We start from the raw sequence: 26,132 nt of genomic DNA on the forward strand, positions 1-26,132 counted from the left end.
TTTATCTATTTTTGCCATCCAACAACGATAGATTTAAGATGAAAAAATTACCGGTAACCGTACTAAGCGGATTTTTAGGGGCAGGGAAAACCACTTTACTTAACCATGTTTTGCACAATAAAGTAAATATGCGGGTGGCCGTAATTGTGAATGATATGAGCGAGGTAAATATCGACGCGGAGCTGGTAGCCAATCAAAAAACACTTTCCCGAACCGAAGAGAAGCTGGTAGAAATGAGTAACGGCTGTATTTGCTGTACGCTGAGAGAGGATTTGATGATAGAGGTAGAAAAACTGGCCCGTGAAAACAGGTTTGATTATTTGCTGATTGAAAGCACCGGCATTTCAGAGCCTATTCCCGTTGCACAAACGTTTTCATTTGTTGATGAGCAGGCTGGGATAGACCTGAGCCGTTTTTCACAACTGGATACAATGGTTACCGTAGTTGATTGTTTTAACGTTCATCGCGATTTTGGATCGAACGAACTTTTGCTTGATCGCAGCCTTGTTGAAAGCGAGCAGGACCAGCGGACCATCGTTAACCTACTTACCGACCAGATAGAGTTTGCGAATGTTATCATCCTGAACAAAACAGATTTAATTGAAGCTGAATATGTGCAACTACTGGAAACATTGATAAAGAAATTAAATCCCGATGCGAAACTGATCCGCTCCCAATTTGGCGCGATAGATCCTGCTGAAATATTAAACACGGGCTTGTTTGATTTTGAAAAAGCATCACAATCTGCCGGATGGATCAGGGAATTGGAAAATGAGCACATGCCCGAAACAGAAGAATACGGTATAGGTTCTTTTGTATTCAGGTCATCAAAGCCTTTTCACCCCCAGCGTTTCTGGCATTATTTAAATTATGAGTACCCTACCAATATCATCAGGGCAAAAGGATTGTTTTGGATCGCCTCAAAGCGGGATGAAGCTTTAAGTTTTTCGCAGGCCGGAGGTTCATCGCGTTTGGAAAATGCAGGGGTTTGGTGGGCTTCAATGCCTTACCAGGAACGTATTAAGTACAGCGATTTTGTTGATAATCAACAGAAAATTGAGGCCGGCTGGTCGGCGCAGTTTGGCGACCGTAAAAATGAATTAGTGTTTATTGGCCAGCATATGGATAAGGAGAAAGTTATCGCGGAGCTTAACCAATGCCTGATCAATAACGAGGAGATGGAGGCTTATAAAAACCAACAGTACTTTGAAGATCCCTTCAATCAGGTTTTGTAAATCTTTCGAAGCGTCTGTTTAAATCATATAAAATTAGAAGGCAATTATGTTTTTGGGAGAGATAAATCTACCCGATCAACCCAATTCGTCGACACATTAATCATCTTCGTCTACTTCAGTTGCCGTTTAGCAAGGTAATGGTTTGCTTTGACGAGTTTTTAACCGTATCGCGGGTATTACCCGTGGTATATAACTACCAAACAAAAACATGAAAAAAATAATTTTAACCTCGTCCCTCTTCCTGGCCGTATTAGTAACCAGTCATCCTGCAAAAGCGCAGGTTAGCATCAGTGTTAATATCGGTTCACAACCGGCGTGGGGCCCTACAGGCTATGATCACGTAGATTATTATTACATCCCTGCAGTAGATGCTTATTACTACGTTCCTTCCTCGCAGTATATTTATCTTGTTAACAACAAATGGATCTGGAGTTCGGCGTTGCCTTCACGTTATTCAGGCTTTGATTTGTACGGTGCTTACAAAGTAGTGATGAACAGCCCGAAACCGTATCTGCAACATCAATCACATATTACAAAATATAGCAGGTACAAAACTTATACGGCCAAGCAACCGGTTATCAGGGACAGCCGCGACGTGAAATACACTAAAGCCCGTTCAAACGAAGGGCACAACCAACCACAACAGCAACGTGGCCCGCAGCAACCAGAAAAAAGCAGGTCCACGCCGGCGAGAGGAGATCAGCATCAAGCCCCATCATCGCAAAAAAACAATAAGCCGGGTAAAGATGATAAAAACGGCCATGGTGGCCATTAATTAAATTGATCGCATTAAGTTTAGCAGTACACAATTTATAAGTACGCCTAACTTAATGCGATCATTTACCATTTTCTCTCTGACTAACCAACCGTGATAGCGCTAATCAATAAAAAATCGGTTTAGCATTATTAAAAATAGCGGATAATAAACGATATTGTAGGCTCCAATCAATTACAGCCTAATGAAATTATTTACACTCCGATTTTTTATCGCCCTGCTTTTACTCGGGGCAACTATTGAAAGTAACGCCCAAACTACCACTGCCGTTATTCCCGGCGACTTTCCTGATCCTACCATTATCTCAACTCCTAAAGGTTATTATGCTGCGGGAACATCATCCGAGTGGGCTCCTCATTACCCGATATACCACTCAACCGATCTGAAAAACTGGAAACAGGTTGGCTATGTGTTTGATAAAACTCCCCAATGGATAACCGGCTCATTCTGGGCACCGGAGTACTACCACATCGGCAATACCTATTACATTTATTATACAGCGCGCCGTAAAGCTGATAACATCAGCTGCATTGGCGTGGCCACCTCAAAATATCCCGACCATGGTTTTACAGATCACGGTGTTATCGTTGATTTTGGCAAAGAAGCCATCGATCCGTTTATCTACAACGATAATGGCCAACTCTACATCAGCTTTAAAGCCTACGGGCTTGACAACCGCCCTATCGAGCTGTTGGCCTACAAACTTTCGGCAGATGGTTTGAAAACAGAGGGAGAAACCTTCTCTTTATTAAAAGACGATAAAAAAGCAGGAATGGAAGGGCAAAGCTTTTTGAAGCATGGCAAATATTATTACCTGTTTTACTCGGCAGGTGGTTGCTGCGGTATCCCTTGCAGTTATCACGTAAAAGTAGCAAGGGCCACCAAATTTGCAGGCCCTTATGAAAAAAGTGATAACGAACAATTGCTGAAACCCGCACCCGGATGGAAATGCAGCGGGCACGGTACCTTTGTAAAAAACACCAATGGTACATACGCCTACCTTTGCCACGCCTACAGCGAGCGCAGTGAAGTGTTTACAGGACGCGAGGGTGTATTATCAACCCTTAGCTGGGATGCAAAAAGTGGCTGGCCGGTTATGAAGGCTTTAAACGAGGCCCGTCCCCTACCCAATATCCATGATAACTTTATGGCTAAAAGTCCGGCTTTATACTGGCAATATGATTTTCATAACGCTGCGCCTGTTGTAAAACAAGGCAACGGGATCTTCTCATTATCAGGAAAAACGCTTGATAAAAACACAACCGGAATAGTTTATGGCGTACGCCCCCTATCCGATCATTTCGATATGACAACTACCGTAACTAACCATAATGATGCGCTTAAAGGCCTTACATTTTATGGCACCTCAAATGCCGCCCTGGGCATTGGTACAGCGGGCAAGAGCGTAAAATTGTGGATGGTGCGCGATGGAAAATTTAGTGTGATAGATTCGGCAGCTATTACCGGTAACTCTCGTGTTGAACTTAAATTCAGCATGACGCCCGACAGAACCTGTAAAGCTTATTACAAACAGGGTGGCGACAAATGGACAGAGCTAAATGCAGGCGGCAATGCCTCGTTAAACTTTTTGCCGCAGTGGGACAGGCCGCAAAGAATAGGATTGTTCTTTAAGGGACTGCCAACCGAAAAGGCCCAATTTAGCAGTTTTAGTGTGGAGAATAAGAAGGATTAGTAACTTTTGAAGATAATTCGTTAGCTAATCTATTAACGGAGGTAAAGCCTGGTATAAACATACCGGGCTTTACTTTTTAATATCCTCATCAAAGCCAAACCATACAAGCATTGGCAGGATTTGTACAAATCTTTCCCGTTTTTGTCCATGTTGGCAGATAGGCCATCAGGCTAATTTTGTTTCATCAAAGCAGGACATTTTAACCTCAACGGGATATGAAAAACAACGGGATCATTATTCGCCAAAGTCAGTTACCGGTAAGGGAAACCCTCGATAAGATAGCAGACGTGCTATCAAAAAACGGGGCGACTATTTACGTCCGAATAAACCAGCAAGCTGAAGCTGCCGAAGCAGGCATTCAATTAAACCATCTGGAGTTTATCCTTTTCGGAAACCCCAAACGCGGGGGACTGGTAATGAAAGAAAATCCGGTTGCCGCGCTCGATCTACCATTGAAGATCATGGCCTGGCAGGATGATGAAAACAAAACCTGGGTTTACTACAACGCGGCCGATTACCTGCAAACAAGGTTTTCCTTAAGTGCAGAAGCCACCGCCCTGGTTGATATCGATGCTCTGGTTACCAAGATCCTGCAATAACAACACATTAAAAAACACACATAACATGCGGGGCACACCAGCCAACACATCGCATGCAAAACAACTTTATGAAAACTTTAAAACTCATTATCGGATTACTCTTAGTATCCGTAATAACCGCAAACGCGCAAAAAACAAAATCATTACAATGGATAGGCGGCCCAACCTATGTACTTCATTTGGGCAGTTTTAAAATATTGACCGACCCAATGCTAAGCCCTAAAGGCGATTCGGCATTTATTATCAAACAGCATCCTACCACAGGGCAGCTAAATGCACCTATCACCCGCCTCATAGCACCCGCTAAATTTGATATGGATAATATCGATGTGCTTTTAGTAAGCCACCCCCATGCCGATCATGTGGATAAACAGGCAGTAGCAACATTACCCAAAAACCTGCACGTTGTAGGCCCATTGATAAACAAACAGGTTTTTAATGATTGGGGATGGACGGTATTTACCGGCCTTAACTGGGGCGATAGCACTGTAGTAAAAAAGGCAAACGAAACACTTACCATCACTGCGGTAGAGGCGCATCACGCGGCTAACGACCCGCTTAAAGCACAGTTGGGTAAAGGCAACGGATACATTATTACATATAGCAATGGAAATGATATTTACCGCATTTACTGGGCTGGCGATACCGTATGGTTTGATGATATAGCCACTTACACCAAATATGGTAATATAGACTTGCTAATACCTGATATGGGTGCAGTTGGCTCGGACGGGGCCATTGGGAGAAGAGGTTTAAACTCTGCCGATTGCCTTCAAATTGCCAAAACACTTAACCCGCAAATGATCATCCCAGTGCACCACAGTACTTTTTCGATGTATGTTGAACCGATCTCGGTTTTAAAAGACACACTCAATAAAACCGAATTTGGCAAACGCCTGCATATTCTTAAAACCGGGCAAACAGCTAAACTATACCCCGTAAAACAGCATAATTTTTAATAAATATATAAGTGATATCGATGAAAGAGAAAGTGATAAGATCAACCGAAGGACAACAAATTAACGTGCTAACCGGCAGTCAGATCATAAAACTGACCGGCCAGGAAACTAACGGGCAATTTGCTTCAATTATTCAAAACCTGCCGCCCGGCACGGGTGTCCCCCGACATATCCACAATGACAATGACGAGCATTTTCATATACTGGAAGGCGAAGTCCATTTTGAATTTGGCGATGATGAAGGTACTTTAAAAGCCGGCGACATGATATTTTTACCCCGTAATGTACCACATTCGATACTTGCAGTTGGCGATCAAACAGCAGTTATTGCATTAACTGTAACACCCGCCGGTGCCGAAAATATGTTTTTAGAATTGAGTGAGCTGCCCTCCGGAACGCCGGATTTTGAAAAGGTTAGCGAAATATGCAGCAGGTACGGCATAAGCTTTGTTTAGAAACACCTAAGGCCCATATAATTATAGGCCAAAAGGTAAAATATGATAAGGTTTAGGTTGTAAAGAACTAAAAGGGTAGTTAATTAAAATTTTGCCCTTTAGTTCTTTACAATACAAAAGTAACCTTACCCTTTTTGCCCTGCAATACTGAAAAAGTGGTATATCAGTATGCTCTGAATTTATTAATTGCTTCTACTTTATTCTGTACCTGCAACTTAACGTAGGTATTACGGATATGCTTTTTTATGGTACCGGTGGTAATTTGGAGCTTATCGGCAATTTCTTTATACTGCAGGCCGCGTGCCAGGTAGTTAAGCACTTCTATCTCACGTTCGGTTAAATTTTCGGCAGCGGGCGAAGCTGGCTTGGCTTCGGCAGTGTTGTTAAATGATGCTATTACACGTCGTGAAATGTAGGCGCTCATCGGCGAACCTCCCGCGGCTATCTCGTTAATGGCATTTTTAATTTCATCGGCCGATGACTCTTTGAGCATGTAACCGGTTGCCCCGCTTTTTAACGATTCAAAAATATTGGTGTTATCATCGTTTATGGTGCATACCAAAAACTCGGTTCCGGGAACCTGAGGTTTGGCCCGGCGTATAAACTCAATGCCGGTCATGCCGTCAAGGTTTATATCAACTATAAAAATATCAGGCTTAAGCTGCCCTATTTTTTTGAGTACGGCTTCGGCATTACTGTATGATCCCATCAAACTTACACCGCTCATATCATGGATTATCTGTTCCAATCCACGCCTGAAATGTAAATTATCTTCTATTAAAACTATCTGGAGCATGCTTGCAGTAAATGTAGATGGCTAATATCCTAAATTATATACACTTTTGTTATACCTATTAAGTAGTAGATTAAATGTGCACTTTAAAGCTGATTGATGTTCCTTTTCCACGGGCTGTATCAATTTTTAGATCGGCATTTAACCTCCCTGCCCGCGCGTAAATATTGCGGATCCCCATGGTTTCAAGTTTACGTGGATCCAGCTCAAAACCTTTCCCATCATCGCGGATAGTGATATGCAGCTTTTTTTTATAAAGGCTGATACTCAGAAAAGCATTCCTCGCACCCGAATGCTTGATGATGTTGTTCAGACCTTCCTTAACCAGCAAATAGATCTGCCGCCTTTTTTCGCCGCTGATGGTTATAGTAACATCACTAACTAAAGTACTTTCATTAAGGCGGATATCGCTAAATTCAAACAGCCTGATAGCCTGCTTATGAATAAAATCGGTAAGGTTGCCCACTTCGTCGTTTTCCGGGTCAAGGCTCCAGATAATTAAACGCATTTGGGTTGATATATCGGTAATCGCCTCGTGAATAGCATCTATCTCTTTAAACGCGGGCTGGTCGGCCACCCTTTTACTCAACAGTTCGGTACGCAATTTAATACCAGATATACTTGCACCCAGATCATCATGTACTTCGCTACTAATCCGCTGACGTTCACGCTGCAGCGCAAGGGCACTTTCATAGTCCTTTTTTTGCAGGCCTATAATGGATAAATAATACTTACGCACTACCAAATACACTATAATTATCGCGCCTAAAACAGCTACTATTTGTAACCATAATTGTTGATACCATAAAGGCATCACATCAAAGCTAAAAACAATTGTGCGGCTCAATTGATTAAAGCGATCGGCAGCGGCGGCTTCCAATTCATAATGCCCGGGTGGTAACAGGTCGAAACGCTTTTCGCCGGATGGGGCCACACTCCAGCTTTTATCAACTCCTTTAAGCCTGAAACGGTATTGTATTTTACCCATGCTTTTGTAGGATAGTGCAACACAATTAAACACAACGGGCTGCCCATAGGTAAAGCTGCTTTCCTCTGTGCCTGCCCCATCATCAATTATAACCGGCTTGGGCAAATTAGTGTTCCCCATGTTTTGAGTAACCGCTATACCCTGGTCGGTAGCTATATAGTAATCGCGGTTGTTCCGTACAACGTCGGCAACGTTATCTGATGGTAAGCCGTTGCTGGTATTAAGCAGGCTTACCTTATAATTTTGATAGTTATTTTTAAAGCTGATAATGCTTACCCCGTTGGCCGTGCAGGCCCATAAGGTGTTATCATCCGTCCAGATGAGTTTACGGATATCGCCCGATGATATAACAGGCGCGTTAAATTGCACCACCTTTTTATCAACCCATAAAAACAAACCTTTGGCCTCGGTGCCTATAGCTAACGCGCTATTGTTTGATGCCATGCATTTTACAACATCAATCCCCTTATCGGGAGATATTTTGGTATAATAACCGCTACTTTTATGGTTAGGCTTAAACTGATATAAACCGTAAAGCGAACCTATCAACATGTGGTTTTTATACCAGGCTAAGGACGTAAGTCGCAAATTTTCGAACGCGTAACCCTGCAACTCCTTAAAATCATTCGACATGGTAAGCACCGAGTTTTGCGAAATAAAACACAGGTCATCGGGCTGTTGGGCAATTCCTTTTATAGGCCCAAAAAAACATTTTACCGGCTGCCATGATGAGGGCTTGCTATTGGAAACATCCAAACCAAATATGCCATTATCAGTACCCACCATAAGCCTGTTGCCCGAAATGGTAACCAGGCTGGTGATCCGATTAAAATCAGACCGGTCCTGCTTTATGGTTATGCTGCCTATGGCCGGGTTGGGATTAGCATCAAGCTTCATGTAATTCAATACACTTAAAATGTGCCCGGTAAACAAGTAGCCGCCTGCTATGCCCAGTTTTAAAACATCCTCATTGGCCAGCCCGCTCTCTTTATTGATAACCGTTACCTCGGGATTAGTGCTTAAAAAGAAGCCTTTATCATAACTGCCAAACCATATGTTATTTTCCTTATCAACAACCGTTGCCGTGGTGATGTTGTTGTTCAGATAATTTTTACGCTCGCCGGTAAGGTAGTTGATGATATAAGTGCCCTGCTTTACCGTGGTAACAGCAACCGTATTTTTACCCGTTGGATAAACCGACGTAACGTTCCCCTCAAAGCGGACTTTATAGATCGGGACGATGCCGTTTTCTGTCGACTTGTAAACCTGCACCCAATCTTTGGTTATTAATAACAAATGATTTTGCTGCAAAGCCAACCGGTAAGGCCTGGTATTATCTTTAGCTGTAAAGTAGCTTAGCTGCCCGGCGGAGAGTTCCTTTTCAAGTATGTTGATATCATTGTCGGTAAGACTTAGTTCTTCACCGTTGGGGCCATAGGTATAGCCTACCAAATGTTGCAAGGCATGTGGTTTTGACCGCAGTTGCGCAAAATGATAAACTTTGGTACTGAGCGCATAGGTTACACAAAGCTCGTTGTATCGGTTAAAAAAGAAATTGCCGAAAGGCAGCACCCATATTTTTTGCTGAGGATCAAGCTTATGGATAACACCGTTTTCATAGTAGCAAAAGCGATAGTTATTACAATAAAAAAATATGCGGTGGTAATTATCTTCGGCAATACGGAAACACTCATTGCTTTCCAAACCATCGGCCGAGGTGAAATTTTTAAAATGCTGTCCGTCAAACCTACTCACACCTTTATCGGTAGCTATCCAGATAAAGCCTTTACTATCCTGCATCATATAGTTTACCCGCGAACTTGGCAAACCATCGGGTGTGCTATAGTTTTTGAGGTATACTATTTGGTAGGGCGTACTGGCGTATACGCCCGAAAACGAGCATAAAGCAAGTATTAAAAGTTTTAGAAAAGGCATCTTTAATCCCATGCTTAAAGGTGTAGTTTAAAGCTAATGGATGTCCCTTTTCCGCGGGCGGTATCAATTTTCAAATCGGCATTTAACCGTTTTGCGCGTGCGTAAATATTACGTACCCCCATGGTTTCAAATTTCCGCGTATCCAGATCAAAGCCTTTGCCATCATCGCGGATAGTGATCTGCAAGCGTTTTTTATAAATGCTGATGCTTAAAAAAGCGTTTCGTGCGCCCGAGTGCTTGATAATGTTGTTCAGTCCCTCTTTCACCAGCAAATAGATCTGCCGCCTTTTTTCGCCGCTGATAGTAATAATCTCTTCGCCTACAGAAGTGCTTTCGTTAAGGCGGATATCACTAAATTCAAACAGCCTGATGGCCTGCTTATGGATAAAATCGGCAAGGTTGCCCACCTCGTCATTTTCCGGATCAAGGCTCCAGATAATTAACCGCATCTGGATGGTAATATCGGTTATGGCCTCATGAATGGCATTTATCTCTTTAAACGCGGGCTGATCGGCCACCCGTTTACTCAATAGTTCGGTGCGGAGCTTAATACCCGAGATACTCGCGCCCAGATCATCATGTACCTCACTGCTGATGCGCTGACGTTCACGCTGCAGGGCAAGGGCATTTTCATAATCCTTTTTTTGTAGGCCGATAATGGATAGGTAGTATTTACGCACCACCAAAAACACGATGATTATCGCGCTTAAAACAGCCACTATCTGCAGCCATAATTGCTGGTACCACAAGGGCATCACCTCAAACTTAAAAACAAGTGAGCGGCTTAGCTGATTAACACGATCCGCGGCAACGGCTTCCAGTTCGTAATGGCCGGGGGGCAACAGATCGAACCGTTTTTCGCCGGAGGGTGCTATGCTCCAGTTTTTATCAACTCCCTTAAGCCTGAAACGGTACTGTATTTTCCCCATGCTTTTGTAGGATAGGGCAACACAGTTAAACACCACAGGCTGGCCATACCTAAAGCTGCTTTCCTCTTCGGGGATCCCATCGTCTATAATAACGGGCTTTGGCAAATTAGCATTCCCCAAATTTTGAGTAACCGCTATGCCCTGATCTGTAGCTATATAATAATCCCGATTATTACGTACAACATCGGCCACGTTATCTGATGGTAAGCCATTGCTGGTATTAAGCAAACTAACCCGGTAATTTTGATAATTATTTGTAAAGCTGATGATACTTACCCCGTTGGCAGTACAGGCCCATAAGGTATTATCATCCGTCCAAACCAGTTTCCGGATATCGCCGGATGATATAACCGGCGCGTTAAATTCCTCCACCTTTTCATTCACCCATAAAAATACGCCCTTACCTTCGGTACCCACGGCCAGCGCTTTGTTATTTGATGCCAGGCATTTCACAACATCAATCCCCTTATCGGCCAGGATCCGCTCATTTTTAAATTTGCCCTGGTTAATTACGGGTATTAAAGGTGTAAAACGGTACAAACCGTACAGTGAGCCTACCAGCGTTTGGTTTTTATAACGCGCGAGTGAGGTCATGCGGACCGATTCAAGGTTATAACCTATCACATCCTTAAGTTGGTGCGAAAGGATCCCGATAGAATTGTGCGAAATAAAACTTACCGTATCAGGCCAGTTTGCGATTCCTTTTATGGGGCCAAAAAAGCGTTTCACAGGCTGCCATAGCGCAGGGTTACTATTAGAAACATCTATACTAAATATGCCATTATCCGTACCAACCATAAGCTTATTATCAGGAATGGTGACCAAACCGGTGATCCGGTTAAAATCAGACCGCTCCTGCTTTATAGTTATACTACCTATAGAAGTGTTCGGAGCCCCGAGCTTCATATAATTAAGCACACTTAAAATATGCCCGGTAAACAGATAGCCGCCCGCTACACCCAATTTTAAAACATCCTCGTTGGCCAGGCCGCTTTCTTTGTTAATAACTGTTACTTCGGGATTGGTGCTTAAAAAAAAGCCTTTATCATAACTGCCAAACCATATGTTATTTTCTTTATCAATAACCGTAGCCGTGGTGATGTTGTTGTTCAGATAATTTTTACGATTGCCGGTAAGGTAATTGATAATATAGGTACCCTGCTTTACTGTGGTAACCGCCACCGTATTTTTGCCCGTTGGATAAACCGATGTAACGTTCCCTTCAAAGTGGATCTTGTTAAGCGGAACAATTCCATTTTCTGTTGATTTGTAAACCTGCACCCACTCTTTGGTTATTAGCAGCAGGTGATTTTTTTCTACGGCAAGCCTGTAGGGTTTAGTGTTATTTTTGGCAGTAATATAGCTTAATTCCCCATCCGAAAGTGCCTTTTCGAGTATATTGATATCATCGTTGGTAAGGGTTAGTTCTTCGCCGTTGGGGCCATAAGTATAGCCCACCAAACGTTGCAGGGTATGAGGTTTTGACCGCAGTTGCGCAAAATGATAAACCTTTGTACTAAGGGCAAAATTTACGCAAAGCTCGTTATACCGGTTAAAAAAGAAATTAGCAAAAGGCACTACTAATATTTTTTGCTGCGGATCCAGCTTATGGATAAGCCCGTTTTCGTAATAACAAAACCGGTAATTGTTGCAGTAAAAAAATATCCGATGATAATTATCTTCGGCAATACGGAAGCACTCATTGCTTTCCAGCCCATCGGCCGAGGTGAAGTTTTTGAAATGCTGCCCGTCAAACCGGCTTACACCTTTATCTGTAGCTATCCAGATAAAGCCTTTGCTATCCTGCATCATATAGTTTACCCGCGAACTGGGCAAACCATCGGGCGTGCTGTAGTTTTTAAGGTATACCACCTGGTAAGGTGTATCGGCATATACTCCCGAAAATAAAAACAGACTTAGAATTAGTATTTTAAAAAAAGGGCTTTTCAGCAGCATTTTATCACCTACAATCAATTATATATCTTTCCCTTGTTAATAATACACAATTATACGGAGTGCGCGGCTTTGTGTTATATTATTGGTGAATATTAAAGTTGAACAGGTTTTTCATCTCAACGCACCATCGCGGTTATACCGCCCGCGATATTCTAACGGAGAGAAGCCCGTAATTTTTCTGAATACCTCTCTAAAAGCCTTTAAATCGGCATAACCAACCTCATACATTACTTCGTTAACAGTTTTCCGGCTGGTTTCAAAAGCTTTTTTCGCTGCTTCTATCTTAACCCGCTGGGCATACTCTACCGGGGTATTGCCGGTAGCCTTGATAAACCTTCTGTCGAAATTACGACGGCCAATGGCAAAGCTGGAAGCAAGACTTTCTATAGAGATCCGTTCATCCAGTTTACTTTCAATATAAACCTGTGCTTTTTTAACCAGCTCATCGCCGTGGCTGCGCTGTCCCTTAAAAATAATGAATGAAGATTGGCTGTGCCTGTCCATTTCTATCTGAAAAACTTTTGAGCAATAAATGGCGGTTTCCCTGTCGTAATATTTTTCAACTAAGTAGAGGATGAGGTTAAGAAAAGAGTAAGCGCCGCCGTTGGTATAGATCCCCTGCTCATCGGTTATTAACTGATCGGTTTTCAAATTAATATCAGGGTAAAGCTGCTTTAACTGATCTGCCGCCGACCAATGTGTTGAGCAACTTTTACCGTCCAACAAACCAGCAGCAGCCAACAGGTAAGCCCCGGTGCAAATACTGGCAATGCAGGCACCGTTGCGATATTGATCACCTATCCAGTCAATTATTTCGCCATTTAGTTTTATAGCCTGTTGATAGTTGTGATTGAGTGACGGAACAACAACCAGATCGGTTTTATTTATGGCCGAAATATGTTTGTGAGGGCGGGCGGTAAATAATCCACCATAAAAATCAACCTCGGCCGCAATACCCGCCAGTTCAATTTTAAACACTTCTTTTTTGCCCTTTTCTTTTTGGTAAGCATTGGCGCGGGTGAATATTTTATAAGCGCCTACAATGCTGCTCAGGTTGTTTTCGCCGTTGGGCACAATGATGGTGAGGTGTTTCATAACTATGGCTTTGAAGTAAAGATAGGTATTTCGATATGTCCAAATCAACCCACCACAATGTCTAAATAACACCTTTTATCGGCGCATTCCGGATGGTATATTTGTATGTAAAACATTGAATTACTTAACCATACCAATATCAAACCAATGAGAAAGCTAACTTTTTGCCTGTTGCCAGCATTGCTAAGCCTTAGTGCTTTTAAAAACGATACCCGGTTACCACACTCCGTTCAGTTAAACACCATGACAACTATATCAACTACGGCGAAACCCGATCAGCTTACACCTAAAGAACGGGACTACGCCATTAAATTTTTAACCGAAACAGAATCGGGAGTTTTTGATGCAGTAAAGGGACTATCAGAGGCACAGCTACAATTTAAGCCCGCGGCCGATAAATGGAGTGTGGAAGATTGTGTGAAACACATAGCAGCGTCCGAAAAAAATCTTTGGGACATGGTAGATGCATCGCTAAAGCAACCGGCCAACCCCGAAAAGCGCGCTGGAATTAAATTTAGCGACGAACAACTGGTTGGCGCTGTGGAAGACCGTTCGCATAAATCAAAAACTTTCGCGGCCCTTGAACCGGCAAACTCACCCTATAAAACACTACCCGAAGCACTTGCCGCTTTTAAAGAAAACCGCGAAAAACTGATCGCCTTTGTTAAAAATACGGATCAGGACTTACATAACCATGTATCTGTTTTGCCTATCGGTACTTATGATGCTTACCAATTTATCCTGCTTATTTCGGCACATACCAACAGGCATACTCAGCAAATTAATGAGGTGAAAGCAAGTGCTGATTTTCCGAAGAGTTGATTGAGGAACCTATTTAAAAACGATTAGATAAAATTACTATCCCTAACGTCATTGCTGTAATTAAAAGCCGCGGCATCTAAAGGAGGTATGACATTATCCCATTTGTCATGCTGAGGTACGAAGCATCTTCTTCGCCCTGTATAGCGGATATGCTTGTTGAAGAAGATCCTTCGCTATCGCTCAGGATGACAACAGTTTTTAATTATGTCATGGGTAGGCACGAAGCAATCCCCGACTTTACAGGGCGGATTTGCATAGCCACTCTGCCTCTTGGGGATTGCTTCGTGCCTCGCAATGACGGCTTCGATATGTTTTAAGCCGCCTCTGAAGAACAATATATAAATACCATGAAAGATTTCACTACCTCATTCACCTTTACCCAAACGCCCAAGCAAGTATTTGATGCAGTAACCAATGTTCGCGGCTGGTGGTCGGAAGGGTTGGAAGGCCAATCTGCGCAGCAAGGCGATGAATTTGTTTACCGCCACAAAGATATCCACTACAGCCGCCACCGCTTAACCGAGGTTATACCAAACAAAAAAATAGTTTGGCTAACCACCGATGCCAGCATCAATTTTGTTGACGATAAAACCGAATGGACGGGCACTACCATTACTTTTAATATTGATGAGAAGAACGGGCAAACAACCCTACGCTTTACACACAAAGGCTTAACGCCCCAACTGGATTGTTTTGAGGCCTGTAGCGGCGGCTGGAATTACTACCTGCAAAGCCTCCATGATTTGGTTATTACAGGAAAAGGACATCCCGACGAGGCTTGCTAAACGTTTTTAAGTGCTGTTGAAAAATGCAAAGTATTCATTGCCGTTGGTTTCAACCAACGGCAAAAAAGACAAAATTTCCTGGCTTTAGCCCAACTAAGCAAGCGGATTGGGCTAAAGCCCATTTGCTTGTTGTTCATTATTCCGTTGGTTAAAACCAACGGCAATGAAGGCTTTTAGCAGGATGTGATTATCATACTATCAAACAAACAACGCCTTACTCTTCGGCGTAACTTTCCCAATCCGGCTATCCTTAAGGGTTACCAATTGGCAAAGTTGTACCGCGGCGCTTTCAAAATCATCATGCTTATCGCTAAGCAGCAGCCAGGCGGTATCAAAGCCCTCTTCCAGTTCAAAATTGGTAATAGCCGGTATCTCTGTTTTTAAACTATCGTGATACTCCCTTTTAGTTTCGATCCAGATGCCGTTGTGTTGCGGATTCTTATTTGTTTTGCGGAAGATGAGGACTATCTTTTTATCAAAATAGATATAGAACATACCAACGGCCGGCTTAACGATCAAGCCCGGGGGCAAATAATCGAGCAGGAAATCAAAAGGCATGGGTTTCTTCATTGTTGCTTAAACTAATGACCACTATTATACGGATAGTGGCAGTGTAAACCAAAATGTACTACCGTTCCCCAATTCACTTTTCACTCCTATTTCGCCGCCATGTTGTTTAACAATTTCGGCACAGATGTATAAACCTAAGCCCAGGCCCGATTGAGGTGCACCGTTTTCCGACCGGAAGTATCGCTTAAATATATGCGGCAATTGATCCGGCTCTATGCCCGGCCCCGAGTCTGTAACATTAACCCGCACAGCATCCGGAAGTTGTTGCACCTGGATGGAAATTACCTTAGAGTATGGAGCGTATTTTACAGCGTTTTCTACCAGGTTAACCAATACCTGTTCTATTTTTTTCTCGTCGCCAACTACTTGAACAGATAAGTCGCCTTCAATATCCAGTTCATGCTTGCCCGAAACAGTGATAAAATCGCAACAGGTGGTGATGAGGTTCCCCAAATCAAAAGGCAACTTTTTTAAAGTATAATTTCGTGCAGCCAGCCTGCTGGCATCAAACAGATCGGTTACCAGGTAAGTAAGTTTATTTACACTCCGGTTGGCCTGCTCTATCATTATTTTATTCAGCTCTATCGGACCTTCATCCTGGTGGGCGTGCAAAACCTGTATTGCTGCCTTTAATGCCGTAACGGGAGTGCGCATTTCGTGGCTGGCTATGGCTATAAATTCATCGCGTTGTTGTAACAGCGCGATATTGTTACGCCTTAACTCGGTTTGCTCCATCGCTACGTTGGCCAGTTTTTTCAGAAGCTTCTGTTCTTTTTCGGTAAACAACCGTGGTTCGGTATCAATAAGGCACAAGGTGCCAATAATGTAACCATCGGGCGTAATTATGGGGGCACCGGCATAAAACCTGATCCGAAGTTTATCGGTAACATAGGGATGATTAACAAAAAGCTCGTGCTTATAAGTATCCTCAACCAAAAGCAGATCGGGCTGTAAAATTGCTACCGAGCAAAAACCAACGCCCCTGTTTACAAACTGTAAACCATTTAGGCCAACTTCGGCTTTAACAAATTCGGTATCGGCGTTTAAAAATGAAATGTGACTTATCGGACAGGAAAATAACTCGCAGGCAAGCTCACAAATGCTATCAAAAGCTTTTTCCTTGTGCGAGTTGAAGATCTGGTAACGCTCGAGCGCCGCAATACGCTCCGCATCATTATCAGGAATAAGGTTTATTCCGTAAACATTGTCCATAATACGTTTTAGGATTGACAGCAACTAATATAAACTTTTCAAAAGTTATTATTTATAAACATTAAATATCTTTCCTAATATTCAATGCAATTAACTATAGCGGCAAATAAAATAAAACCCGGGCGCCAACACCGTTAGCGCTCCGGGTTCTTCAATAGTGAAAGGTAATAGGTTAAAATGGCTTGCGTAGTGTTGCCTATTCGCCCCTATCAGGGTTGGTTATTTCGAAAAATCAAATTTGCCTTCAAACAATTTGCCTACCACCGGGAGCGGTTTGGTAGCTTCGTTATTGGCGGTAATTACACCAAGTAACAGCAATACAAGTGTTACAATGCCGGTAACCATAGATACCATTGAAAGCGCCGGAACAATGGCGGCCAATACAGAAAGTGCTACACCTAACACTACCGATAAAATAATTAAACCAAGAGATTGCCCAAGATGATAGTTAACAAGCGGGCTTTTATCGGTACGTTTTTTATACTCCAAATAAGATACGATCCAACCGATGATGGTGATGTATGCCACAATGGCCATGCTTTTGTTTGTCATAACTTTTTGTTTTTTAAGGTTAAACGATAAATGATGTTGACCCAAAATTAGGGTGCACTTTATCGTCAACCAAAAAAACGCCGACTACAAGCCGTCTACAGCTACAACTACACGCATCTACAAAACATCTACAACAATTAGCTAAGTTTTTGTGTTACAAAGATGATCTTGTAACCTTAACAGCAAATCAAACAATACATCCTAATGCCTTTAAAATATATAATTGCCGCAACAATTTGCTTTATTTCAACCACATATGCTACGGTAAGTAAGGCCCAATCGCTAATGATCGATTCATTGCAGCAAGCTTTAAAAACCGCGCCGAACAACCAAAAGCCGGTTATCATGGCCGAGTTTGCCCGCAGTACAGTTGATAAGGATATCCGTTTATCAATTACCAATGCAACTAAAGCCATAAAACTGGCAAAGGATAATAACGATGCCGGTGCGAAGGCTTTCTGTTACGCCACCATGGGTTATTTACTGATGCAGAACGATCAGCAGCACCGTGCTTCTCTTTTTATTGATAGCGCGGTGCAAGCGGCAGCTAAATCAAAAGATAACACCCTGGCAGCATTTGCCTGGTTGCGCAAAGGCTGGTTTGAATTGGTTAAAGGGAACAATGAAAAGGCTATGCCCGGTTTACTCAAAGCCGAACAACTGCTACAGAATAATACCGACCGGCGAGCCTTTAGCTACAAAACGCTAATAAACCATTACATAGCCAGCATTTATGCCTACGGCAGCGATACCCTAAAACAACGCAGATACGCTAAAGATTGCCTGGCGGCGGCAAGGCAAAGCCAATGCCCTGATGATCTGACCCTGGGTTATATGACCTTAGGCCACAGTTTCTTTTCAGCATTTGAAAAAAACATTTCCAACCGTACATTGCTCGATTCATCTACAGCCTGTTACCGGGCATCGATGGTTATTTATCAACGCTATAAACAAAAGATCTTATTACAAAGCAACGCATCTACCACTGCGCTGAATATCGCCAACAGCTACCTCAAATATTATCCCCCGGTTTATAAAGACAGCGCTTACCACTACGTTAACATGGCCCTCGAAATAGCCCGGCAAACCAACGGCAAGGAGATAATTGCCAATTGCTACGGCATTTTAAGTGAGTATGCGCTGCGCGATGGATCGCCGCAAAAGGCTGAGCAGTTTTTATTAACCGGCCTTTCAGAGTTAAAAGATTCAACAACCGGGGTTGATATAACGCGCTCAAGGTTAATGCAGGGGCTTGCAGGAATAGCCGAAAAAAGCGGCAATAAAGCCAAAGCGCTTGATTATTATAAAAAGTATATCGATTACTATCGCAAGGCTTTCGATAGTCAGAAACTGGCCACCATTCAGCAGCTTGATGAGGAATATCAATCTGTACTGAAAGAAAAGGAGATAGCCTATTTAAAGGAGCGCGGCAACTTTAACAGGAAGCTGAACTGGCTTTATGCCATTATAGGTTCGGCAAGTATAGTTTTACTTGGTTTGCTGCTTAGCTCGTACCATTATAAACTAAAGGCGTCGCAACAGCAAAAGCAGCTTACCGAGCAGGAGAAGGAAGAAATGAAGCTGTTAGCCCAACTGCAACAGGCCGAAGCCCAGCGCCTCCTCCTCGAAAAACAGGAGGCCGAGTTACAGGTATCTTTACGCGAAGAAGAACACGCCCGCGCCAAAGCCCAACAGGAACTGTTGCAAGACCGTACCGACTGGTTGGAAAAAGAACTTCTGGCCGGATCTCTCAAAATAGAAGAAAAGAACGCCATTTTAGAACAATTGAAGGAGAAATCGCTCAAAGCGGATTCGCCGGGGGTAGCGAAGCAAATAGGCCGCATCATTAATCAAAACCTGCGGATGGATAAAAACATCGACGAGCAACAGGCTATCAATCAAACCCATCCGGGCTTTTTCCATGCGCTACAGGAACAGGCCGAAAACAACCTCACCCGGCTCGATCTTAAATATTGCTCGTACATTTTAATGGGGCTTGATACCAAAGAGATAGCCAACCGTCTGGGTGTTGAACCTAAAAGTATTAGGATGGCGAAATACAGGCTTAAACAGAAACTTAGGTTATCTAAGGATGAGGATCTGGATCAGTTTATTACCCGGGCGGGGAATTATGTATAGATGATTACATAAGGGGTGCATCGGTCATCTTTTTTAAGCAGGAAAGGAATATATCTTCAGTAAGATTGTTACACCCAACCAAACCCTATCTTTAATAAATTGCTTTCATAAATCCGTCAACCCATGTCGCTTGAAATTAAAGCAATTTATATAACCGTTGCACTGTTTTTCTGCACGTTAATTTCATCCGCGCAGCAAACCACATATCCCCCAACAGATAAAGTAGCTGCCGATTTTAAAAAGCTATTGGAGCGCCCTCGCGTTCCATTTAAACCGTTTTTCGAGGAGATCAAAACAGATTCGGTAATTATTGAACGTGGGTATATTTATAGCGACCGGAATGAAAAGGTGCCTTTCCTCATTTACAAACCTGTTACCGGTACTAAACCCTACCCCGCTGTTATTTTTTTGCATGGCACGGGCGGCAAAAAGGAAGATTGTAAAGAGATGCTGTATCAACTGTCGAAAAGAGGCATCATGGGCGTTGCCATAGATGCCCGCTTTCATGGCGAACGTATTAAAGGAGGTGCACACGGATCAAAAGAATATGTAGCCGCCGCTACAGCCGCATGGGAGAATAAAGATAAAGCCCATCAAAATCATCCCTTTTTATTCGACACCGCCTTCGATCTTTGGCGAATGACCGACTATCTGAGCGACCGGATGGATGTAGACCCTAAAAGAATAGGCATGGGCGGCATCTCCATGGGCGGGATTGAAACATGGCTTGCCGCCTCGGTTGATAAACGGATAAAAGTGGTGGTATTGGATATTGCAGTGCAGAGCTTCAAGTGGTCGTTAGATAATGATAAATGGCAGGGACGCGTGGGTACCATACAGGCTACACACCTGCGGGCAGCTCATGACCTTGGCGATTCGGTGTTGAACAAGCATAATGTAAAAGCGGTTTGGGATAAGCTGATACCCGGTATCACCGGCGAGTTTGATTGCCCATCAATGCTGCGGTTGATGGCACCACGAGCGATGTTGGTTATAGGAACTGAGAATGATCCCAACTGCCCCCTGCCCGGTGCAAACATAGCATATGCTTCGGCGCTAAAATCATATGAGCAACAAAACGCTACAGATAAGATCCATCGGGATGTAACACCTAAATTAGGCCATACCTCTACCCCAGAGCATTTTAAAATGACACTGGATTGGTTTAGTAAATGGCTATAGCTGATTTGGCGCCATTGTTTGTACGCACATTATTTGGGGCTATTAATCATCGCTTTAGATATATTTTTCGATAAAAGGCAAAGTTATGTGTAACCAAAGGACCCCTTTGGTAGTCTTTTAGGCATGAAGATACTTCGACCTTTTTTCTTAACCTTGTTCACACTGTTCCTGTTCAACTTTGCCAACGCGCAAACTCCCGGCGGTAAAATTTCGGGTACTGTGTTAGATGAAACCAAAAAACCACTCGATGGGGCGACCGTTATATTGCTTACAGCAAAAGATTCGTCGGTAGTAGCCACCCAGCTTGCCAAAGCTGATGGCAGTTTCGCATTCCAAAATTTAAAAGATAATACCTATTTAATTAAAGCAACCTACATTAGTTTTAAAAACTATGTTGGTAGTCCCATAAACCTCAGCGAGGCAAAAACCATCAACTTACCTGCGTTCTCGTTAGCACCAATAGGTAAAACGTTAAACGAGGTATCTGTAACCGCAAAAAAATCATTCATACAACAAAAAATTGACCGTACCGTAGTTAACGTTGGCGCGCTGATATCAAACACCGGCACCAACGCGCTGGATGTGCTTTCAAAATCGCCGGGCGTGCAGGTTGATGCCGATGGCAATATTACTTTTAAAGGCAAGGGCGGCGTACTGGTGATGATTGATGATAAGCCCACCTATCTTTCGGCATCTAACCTTGCCACTTACCTGCGTTCGCTGCCATCGTCGGCATTGGACCAGATCGAACTGATGGATAACCCACCCGCTAAATATGATGCTGCCGGGAACGCTGGCGTTATCAACATCAAAACAAAAAAGAATACTACCCGTGGTTTTAACGCGGTTATCTCGTCGGATGTATCGCAGGGCGTTTATTTCCGTACCAATCAGAGTATTAACTTTAACTATCGTATTGATAAGGTTAACCTGTTTGCCAACGTAAGCTACAACAGGCAGCGCACCCACCGCAAACTTGAGATAGACCGTGATTATTTTGATGACAACGGAACCAAGACCTCATCATTGGCGGATATTTCCTACTTCAGGCCAACAAGTAACAACACAGATATTAAAACAGGGCTTGACTACTACCTATCGCCTAAAACAACCTGGGGTGTAGTGTTTACGGGAACACTATCTAATGACCATGACAGCAGCCCGGTTTATAGTATGCTGTATAATCAAGCCGGAGGCCTCGATTCGACCATTAACACCCTCAACACCTCAAAAAATCACTTTAACAGTAAAGGTGTAAACGTTAACTATACCCATAAATTTGACAGCACCGGTCGTACATTAACTTTCGACTTAGATTATATTCATGACGCGGCCGGCAGCAACCAGATCTTTGTGAACAACACTTTTTTGCCCGATGGCACTTTAACAAATTCACAAACCATTACCGATAATTTACCATCAACAATTAATATCTACTCGGCCAAGGCCGATTATTCACACCCGCTTAAAGGCAAAGCCAAATTTGAAGCAGGCATTAAAAGCAGCTATGTAAATACCGATAACGCGGCCAATTATTTTAATGTAATTGATAACATAACCACTATTGATTATAATAACACCAACCGCTTTTTATACAAGGAAAACATAAACGCGGGGTACATCAACTTCAATAAAACCATTGGCAGGTTTTCGATACAAACAGGCTTAAGGATGGAAAACACCAACGGCAAAGGGAATCAATTGGGCAATGCACAACGTCCAGACTCATCGTTTGTAAAGCATTATACCAACCTGTTCCCTACGGCGTATCTATCTTATAACCTTGATACGGCAGGGCATAATGTATTGGTAGCATCGTACGGCAGGCGTATAGGGAGGCCAAGCTATGGCAGCCTTAACCCTTTTACTTTTTTTGTTGATAAGTTCACCTATTTTTCGGGCAACCCATTCCTTAAACCGCAGTTTACAGATAACTACAAACTGGCCTACAGCTTTAGGAGTTTAATTACCATAGCGGTTACTTACAACTACACCGCTGATGTTCAAAACGAAACTATTCATAAAGATGGGCAAGTATTCATCAGCACCACCGGCAATATAGGGCAACAAAAAACGCTGGATTTTTCTGTGAACAGCAATTTTCAGCCGGCCAAATGGTGGTCGGTTAATTTATATGCCGAAGTTTATAAAAATACTTACCAGGGGGCTTTTTACACTGGTTACCTTAACCAATCAAAATATACCTTTAGCGCTAATGGCAATAACCAGTTCACCATATCAAAAACATGGAGCGCCGAGCTAAGCGGCTTTTTTAACAGCAGCGGTACTTACGGTCAGTTTGTATCGATACCAACCGGCATGCTCAACACGGCTGTTCAGAAAAAGATATTGAACAACAAGGGATCAATAAAACTGAATGTGCGGGATGTGCTTAAAACCTTTAGCCCGAGCGGCACCATAACCAATATTGAAGGCGCTGCAGCCAAATATCATAATACCCTCGATACAAGGGTGGCAACCCTGGCGTTTACCTATAGCTTTGGTAAATCGACCAATAATCCGCAAAAACGGAATATCGGTGGAGCGGATAGCGAGCAAGGAAGGGCGCATTAATCTAACAAGGAAATTTCCACCTATTTTTTTGATCCATAATAAAAAATGTGCTGGCGAAACATAACAGTCACTACCAGACACATTTTTTTAACCGCTATAACGGATAGCTACCTAACTACAGGTGATATGCTTTGCTTAATAATACTCGGCCGCGCCTATATCACAAATGCCATTATTTATGCGTTTACTACCATAATAATCATACCACACAGCAGATGAAGAAACATCAGTTCCCTTATTAATAAACGGAGAAGATGATAACAGCCGATAGTTACCCAATTTGTAATTTACAAATCCACACAAATTTATATCGGTACCAAAATAATTGTTTGAAGCTTTTAGCTTTACACTCCTGCTTTTTGTGATTATAGTTGGCAAACCGGCTTTTTGCACAATAGCGTTGTTAATAACGGTATTCATGGGAATGGTTTCGGAGTTTAATTTTATGCCACCCAAAGCCGAGCCAATGATAGTATTATTTAAAAACTGAAAGTTTGGTCCCGGCGTGTATCTTGAATCGGCAAAAATACCGTACGATTTTGAATCCAAAATATAATTGTTGTACACCACGTTATCGCCTAACCCTAACACTATAATGCCATTACCGGGCGCATTTTGTATCAAATTATTGTAGCATCTACCACCAGTACCTTCGCCTAATTGAATACCATTATCCTGGTATGCAGAAAAAGGCGATACACCTGGATTTTTAACTGTATTAGTATTAATAATACAACCGAAAGTAGCACTTCCAACCTGAATCCCTTCCGAGCCTGTGGAATCTGTAAGGTTACGCAATACTTTTAAGTTCACCACATCGTGCGGTAAAACTGTTCCGCATGATGTAGAAACACCATCTTCATAAAATGAATTTCCGATGTATAAGCCTTCCCCCCCTGTTTTATGAACATAATTATCATGAATATAAACATTGGCCATTGTAAAATGGCCGCGCCATGTAGCCTGATCACAGGTAGGGTCGGTTTTTGCCATTATTCCTGCAAAGCCGGTATTGTGAACATCTACGTTGGCTATTTCAAAATCCGAACTCAGGTCGTCCATTGTCATACCTATGTTCCCGCCGTTTACCTCAAAACCATATTTTACAGATGAAACACCATTTCCAAGCACTTTAAAATAACGACAATTTTGGGTTTTGAATCCATACGAAGCACTCAGGTCTGTTGAAAATGTAACTTTTCCTCCCTGGTTTACAATTATAATAGGCGCAACTGAAGTACCTTTTAAATTTTTCAATAATAGTGCACCTCTTTTTCCAGCTGGAATATAGATAGTGGCACCCGCCGGTATCTTTGTTCCATCAACCATCCATTCGGTAGGCTTAACGGTGTATGTAAAATTAGTAACTGCCAAACTCTGCATGTTTGCTACAGCTGTATCAGACATTTGCGCCGAACTTTGTGGTTTTTCGAGTGAGTTTATTTTTTTTGTGCACCCCGCTAAAAATGATAAAGCCAGTACACCGGCTGTCATTTGAATTAAGTAGTTTTTTCTCATCAACAGTTAAAAAAAATAATTAATAGATATTTTCTTAAATCATACTTCAGGGTACTCTGGTTCAAGAAACTTGGTCATTATACGTTATTTTTAATTTATAGTTGCCAAAAAATCGGGACGATTAAAAAAATAGCCAAAAACAGGGTATAAAGTATCCCAGCAGATTGTTGTATCTTTCAGCGTATTCAGTTATGATCACTAAATGAAAAAAGCGGTTATCATTATTTTGACAATGTTTTTTATGCCACTGATAACACTGGCTCAAACTACTATACATTGCCTTATTAAAACCCAATTGGGCAATATTGCTATTGAGCTTTATCCGGCCAAAGCACCGGTTACCGTGGCCAATTTTATGCATTATGTAGATGATAAACAATATAATGGGAGCAGCTTTTTCAGAATTTGTACACCCACCAACGAGGCAAACCGGAAAGTGAAGATCCAGGTAATACAAGGCGGCAATGTGCCCGATAAGATGAGTTTTGACAGCATCAAAATTGAAACCACCAACTACACGGGTATCCTGCACAAAAATGGCACCCTATCTATGGCACGTAGCGGTCCCAACTCGGCCACCAGCGAATTTTTTATTTGTATAAATGATCAATCCGCTTTAGATTATGGCGGAGCCCGCAACCCCGATAGGCAAGGTTTCGCTGCCTTTGGCAAAGTGACCGCGGGTATGGATGTGGTGAAAAAAATTCAATCGCAAAAAGATACTTTCCAATATCTGGTTAACCCGGTAAAAATATTGCAAATAAGCAGGGTAAAATAGCAGGCCCTACTAAACGGTAAGTCCCTTACCGTTCAAAATTTGCGGAATACACTTTTCAACCCTTGCCTCCCTGGTTTTGGCTTGTTTAGGTTGTGAAAAATGGAGCAGATAAGCTCTTTGCCTTCCGGGAGTGAGTGTTTCAAAAGCATTTTTTAGTGCGGGGAGTTCATCCAGCTTTTGTTGAAATTCATCTGCCACTGCAAATTCGGTGGTCTTTTTTAATTCTACTTTCAGGCCTGCTTTTTCAACTTCGATAGCCTGATAGATATAGGTTTTCAGGACGGCGGCAAGTTCTGTTATTTGCTTAACATCCGTAAACCTGATCTGCCGCGCAGCCTGTACATTTTCTGATTGCTGGATAAGGATGCTATCAGTATCACTTAATAATGCGCCTTTAAAAAACAGGAAGGCGCAATACTCTTTAAATACATGGATCAAAACTACGTTGCTTTCGCCCAACGTATAACAGGGACAGCCCCATTTCAACTCTTCATCTAACCCACAGTCGAGCGTGATCAGCCTCATCTGTTCTATTTCCTGCTGCCACTTTTGTTCTTTACTGAAATAAAAATCAACTTTCGGATTCAT

The 26,132-nt window shown here is 42.6% G+C and carries 21 protein-coding genes; 12 read left to right on the forward strand and 9 right to left on the reverse strand.

The window, feature by feature from the left end; translation table 11 throughout:
- The first annotated feature begins 38 nt into the window (after nucleotides 1–38).
- From AAFN85_RS27435 to AAFN85_RS27460, 6 genes are all read left to right on the forward strand, one after another.
- Entirely contained in the window at nucleotides 39–1,235 is a 1,197-nt protein-coding gene (locus tag AAFN85_RS27435) for a GTP-binding protein (RefSeq protein WP_347531164.1), read from the forward strand.
- A gap of 208 nt (nucleotides 1,236–1,443) precedes the next feature.
- Nucleotides 1,444–2,010: a hypothetical protein gene (locus AAFN85_RS27440; protein WP_347531165.1), complete on the forward strand. Its 567-nt coding sequence runs from the start codon at nucleotides 1,444–1,446 to the stop codon at nucleotides 2,008–2,010.
- Nucleotides 2,011–2,194: 184 nt separating this feature from the next.
- On the forward strand, nucleotides 2,195–3,703 hold the full coding sequence (locus AAFN85_RS27445) for a glycoside hydrolase family 43 protein (RefSeq protein WP_347531166.1): 1,509 nt from the start codon (nucleotides 2,195–2,197) through the stop codon (nucleotides 3,701–3,703).
- A 215-nt stretch (nucleotides 3,704–3,918) separates the two neighbouring features.
- Nucleotides 3,919–4,302, forward strand: coding sequence for a DUF302 domain-containing protein (locus tag AAFN85_RS27450; RefSeq protein WP_347531167.1), 384 nt, complete (start codon nucleotides 3,919–3,921; stop codon nucleotides 4,300–4,302).
- A gap of 68 nt (nucleotides 4,303–4,370) precedes the next feature.
- Entirely contained in the window at nucleotides 4,371–5,261 is an 891-nt protein-coding gene (locus AAFN85_RS27455) for an MBL fold metallo-hydrolase (RefSeq protein WP_347531168.1), read from the forward strand.
- 20 nt (nucleotides 5,262–5,281) lie between these two features.
- Nucleotides 5,282–5,716, forward strand: a complete 435-nt coding sequence (locus AAFN85_RS27460; RefSeq protein WP_347531169.1) for a cupin domain-containing protein — start codon at nucleotides 5,282–5,284, stop codon at nucleotides 5,714–5,716.
- A gap of 163 nt (nucleotides 5,717–5,879) precedes the next feature.
- Here the strand turns inward: AAFN85_RS27460 and AAFN85_RS27465 are convergent, their stop codons facing one another.
- From AAFN85_RS27465 to AAFN85_RS27480, 4 genes are all read right to left on the reverse strand, one after another.
- On the reverse strand, nucleotides 5,880–6,512 hold the full coding sequence (locus AAFN85_RS27465; RefSeq protein WP_347531170.1) for a response regulator transcription factor: 633 nt from the start codon (nucleotides 6,510–6,512) through the stop codon (nucleotides 5,880–5,882).
- A 70-nt stretch (nucleotides 6,513–6,582) separates the two neighbouring features.
- Complete coding sequence (locus tag AAFN85_RS27470) at nucleotides 6,583–9,444, reverse strand: histidine kinase (RefSeq protein WP_347531171.1); 2,862 nt, start codon at nucleotides 9,442–9,444, stop codon at nucleotides 6,583–6,585.
- Nucleotides 9,445–9,446: 2 nt separating this feature from the next.
- Entirely contained in the window at nucleotides 9,447–12,317 is a 2,871-nt protein-coding gene (locus AAFN85_RS27475) for a two-component regulator propeller domain-containing protein (protein ID WP_347531172.1), read from the reverse strand.
- Between the two features lie 111 nt (nucleotides 12,318–12,428).
- Complete coding sequence (locus tag AAFN85_RS27480) at nucleotides 12,429–13,412, reverse strand: helix-turn-helix domain-containing protein (protein ID WP_347531173.1); 984 nt, start codon at nucleotides 13,410–13,412, stop codon at nucleotides 12,429–12,431.
- A gap of 147 nt (nucleotides 13,413–13,559) precedes the next feature.
- Here AAFN85_RS27480 and AAFN85_RS27485 point away from each other — a divergent pair, with 147 nt between their 5' ends.
- Both AAFN85_RS27485 and AAFN85_RS27490 read left to right on the forward strand, forming a co-directional pair.
- A complete protein-coding gene (locus AAFN85_RS27485) occupies nucleotides 13,560–14,234 on the forward strand; it encodes a DinB family protein (RefSeq protein ID WP_347531174.1) in 675 nt (224 codons plus the stop codon).
- A gap of 347 nt (nucleotides 14,235–14,581) precedes the next feature.
- Nucleotides 14,582–15,019 carry an SRPBCC domain-containing protein gene (locus AAFN85_RS27490; RefSeq protein ID WP_347531175.1) on the forward strand — a complete coding sequence of 146 codons (438 nt, stop codon included), beginning with the start codon at nucleotides 14,582–14,584 and terminating at the stop codon, nucleotides 15,017–15,019.
- A gap of 198 nt (nucleotides 15,020–15,217) precedes the next feature.
- On the opposite strand, the gene AAFN85_RS27495 is transcribed toward AAFN85_RS27490, so the two are convergent.
- The 3 genes from AAFN85_RS27495 to AAFN85_RS27505 all read right to left on the reverse strand — a co-directional run bounded on the left by AAFN85_RS27495 (nucleotide 15,218) and on the right by AAFN85_RS27505 (nucleotide 17,353).
- Nucleotides 15,218–15,589, reverse strand: a complete 372-nt coding sequence (locus AAFN85_RS27495) for a hypothetical protein (RefSeq protein WP_347531176.1) — start codon at nucleotides 15,587–15,589, stop codon at nucleotides 15,218–15,220.
- 24 nt (nucleotides 15,590–15,613) lie between these two features.
- Nucleotides 15,614–16,801, reverse strand: coding sequence for a GAF domain-containing sensor histidine kinase (locus AAFN85_RS27500; RefSeq protein ID WP_347531177.1), 1,188 nt, complete (start codon nucleotides 16,799–16,801; stop codon nucleotides 15,614–15,616).
- 219 nt (nucleotides 16,802–17,020) lie between these two features.
- Nucleotides 17,021–17,353, reverse strand: coding sequence for a DUF4870 domain-containing protein (locus AAFN85_RS27505; RefSeq protein ID WP_347531178.1), 333 nt, complete (start codon nucleotides 17,351–17,353; stop codon nucleotides 17,021–17,023).
- Between the two features lie 204 nt (nucleotides 17,354–17,557).
- Between AAFN85_RS27505 and AAFN85_RS27510 the strand changes: the two genes are divergently transcribed.
- From AAFN85_RS27510 to AAFN85_RS27520, 3 genes are all read left to right on the forward strand, one after another.
- Nucleotides 17,558–19,492 (forward strand): LuxR family transcriptional regulator, encoded by a 1,935-nt coding sequence (locus AAFN85_RS27510; protein WP_347531179.1) that lies wholly within the window; start codon nucleotides 17,558–17,560, stop codon nucleotides 19,490–19,492.
- A 123-nt stretch (nucleotides 19,493–19,615) separates the two neighbouring features.
- Complete coding sequence (locus tag AAFN85_RS27515) at nucleotides 19,616–20,674, forward strand: acetylxylan esterase (RefSeq protein ID WP_347531180.1); 1,059 nt, start codon at nucleotides 19,616–19,618, stop codon at nucleotides 20,672–20,674.
- 123 nt (nucleotides 20,675–20,797) lie between these two features.
- On the forward strand, nucleotides 20,798–23,248 hold the full coding sequence (locus tag AAFN85_RS27520) for an outer membrane beta-barrel protein (protein ID WP_347531181.1): 2,451 nt from the start codon (nucleotides 20,798–20,800) through the stop codon (nucleotides 23,246–23,248).
- 135 nt (nucleotides 23,249–23,383) lie between these two features.
- Here AAFN85_RS27520 and AAFN85_RS27525 read toward each other — a convergent pair whose 3' ends face one another.
- On the reverse strand, nucleotides 23,384–24,766 hold the full coding sequence (locus AAFN85_RS27525) for a right-handed parallel beta-helix repeat-containing protein (RefSeq protein WP_347531182.1): 1,383 nt from the start codon (nucleotides 24,764–24,766) through the stop codon (nucleotides 23,384–23,386).
- A gap of 241 nt (nucleotides 24,767–25,007) precedes the next feature.
- On the opposite strand from AAFN85_RS27525, the gene AAFN85_RS27530 reads away from it, so the two are divergent.
- Entirely contained in the window at nucleotides 25,008–25,544 is a 537-nt protein-coding gene (locus tag AAFN85_RS27530) for a peptidylprolyl isomerase (protein ID WP_347531183.1), read from the forward strand.
- Nucleotides 25,545–25,553: 9 nt separating this feature from the next.
- Here the strand turns inward: AAFN85_RS27530 and AAFN85_RS27535 are convergent, their stop codons facing one another.
- Complete coding sequence (locus tag AAFN85_RS27535; RefSeq protein WP_347531184.1) at nucleotides 25,554–26,132, reverse strand: YdeI/OmpD-associated family protein; 579 nt, start codon at nucleotides 26,130–26,132, stop codon at nucleotides 25,554–25,556.

This window comes from Mucilaginibacter sp. CAU 1740, from assembly GCF_039839285.1.
GTDB lineage: Bacteria > Bacteroidota > Bacteroidia > Sphingobacteriales > Sphingobacteriaceae > Mucilaginibacter.

Excerpts from the sequence above, each read along its gene's own strand:
- AAFN85_RS27435 (WP_347531164.1), top strand. The coding sequence starts at position 39 with ATGAAAAAATTACCGGTAACCGTACTAAGCGGATTTTTAGGGGCAGGG.
- AAFN85_RS27440 (WP_347531165.1), top strand. The coding sequence starts at position 1,444 with ATGAAAAAAATAATTTTAACCTCGTCCCTCTTCCTGGCCGTATTAGTA.
- AAFN85_RS27445 (WP_347531166.1), top strand. The coding sequence starts at position 2,195 with ATGAAATTATTTACACTCCGATTTTTTATCGCCCTGCTTTTACTCGGG.
- AAFN85_RS27450 (WP_347531167.1), top strand. The coding sequence starts at position 3,919 with ATGAAAAACAACGGGATCATTATTCGCCAAAGTCAGTTACCGGTAAGG.
- AAFN85_RS27455 (WP_347531168.1), top strand. The coding sequence starts at position 4,371 with ATGAAAACTTTAAAACTCATTATCGGATTACTCTTAGTATCCGTAATA.
- AAFN85_RS27460 (WP_347531169.1), top strand. The coding sequence starts at position 5,282 with ATGAAAGAGAAAGTGATAAGATCAACCGAAGGACAACAAATTAACGTG.
- AAFN85_RS27465 (WP_347531170.1), bottom strand. The coding sequence starts at position 6,512 with ATGCTCCAGATAGTTTTAATAGAAGATAATTTACATTTCAGGCGTGGA.
- AAFN85_RS27470 (WP_347531171.1), bottom strand. The coding sequence starts at position 9,444 with ATGGGATTAAAGATGCCTTTTCTAAAACTTTTAATACTTGCTTTATGC.
- AAFN85_RS27475 (WP_347531172.1), bottom strand. The coding sequence starts at position 12,317 with ATGCTGCTGAAAAGCCCTTTTTTTAAAATACTAATTCTAAGTCTGTTT.
- AAFN85_RS27480 (WP_347531173.1), bottom strand. The coding sequence starts at position 13,412 with ATGAAACACCTCACCATCATTGTGCCCAACGGCGAAAACAACCTGAGC.
- AAFN85_RS27485 (WP_347531174.1), top strand. The coding sequence starts at position 13,560 with ATGAGAAAGCTAACTTTTTGCCTGTTGCCAGCATTGCTAAGCCTTAGT.
- AAFN85_RS27490 (WP_347531175.1), top strand. The coding sequence starts at position 14,582 with ATGAAAGATTTCACTACCTCATTCACCTTTACCCAAACGCCCAAGCAA.
- AAFN85_RS27495 (WP_347531176.1), bottom strand. The coding sequence starts at position 15,589 with ATGAAGAAACCCATGCCTTTTGATTTCCTGCTCGATTATTTGCCCCCG.
- AAFN85_RS27500 (WP_347531177.1), bottom strand. The coding sequence starts at position 16,801 with ATGGACAATGTTTACGGAATAAACCTTATTCCTGATAATGATGCGGAG.
- AAFN85_RS27505 (WP_347531178.1), bottom strand. The coding sequence starts at position 17,353 with ATGACAAACAAAAGCATGGCCATTGTGGCATACATCACCATCATCGGT.
- AAFN85_RS27510 (WP_347531179.1), top strand. The coding sequence starts at position 17,558 with ATGCCTTTAAAATATATAATTGCCGCAACAATTTGCTTTATTTCAACC.
- AAFN85_RS27515 (WP_347531180.1), top strand. The coding sequence starts at position 19,616 with ATGTCGCTTGAAATTAAAGCAATTTATATAACCGTTGCACTGTTTTTC.
- AAFN85_RS27520 (WP_347531181.1), top strand. The coding sequence starts at position 20,798 with ATGAAGATACTTCGACCTTTTTTCTTAACCTTGTTCACACTGTTCCTG.
- AAFN85_RS27525 (WP_347531182.1), bottom strand. The coding sequence starts at position 24,766 with ATGAGAAAAAACTACTTAATTCAAATGACAGCCGGTGTACTGGCTTTA.
- AAFN85_RS27530 (WP_347531183.1), top strand. The coding sequence starts at position 25,008 with ATGCCACTGATAACACTGGCTCAAACTACTATACATTGCCTTATTAAA.
- AAFN85_RS27535 (WP_347531184.1), bottom strand. The coding sequence starts at position 26,132 with ATGAATCCGAAAGTTGATTTTTATTTCAGTAAAGAACAAAAGTGGCAG.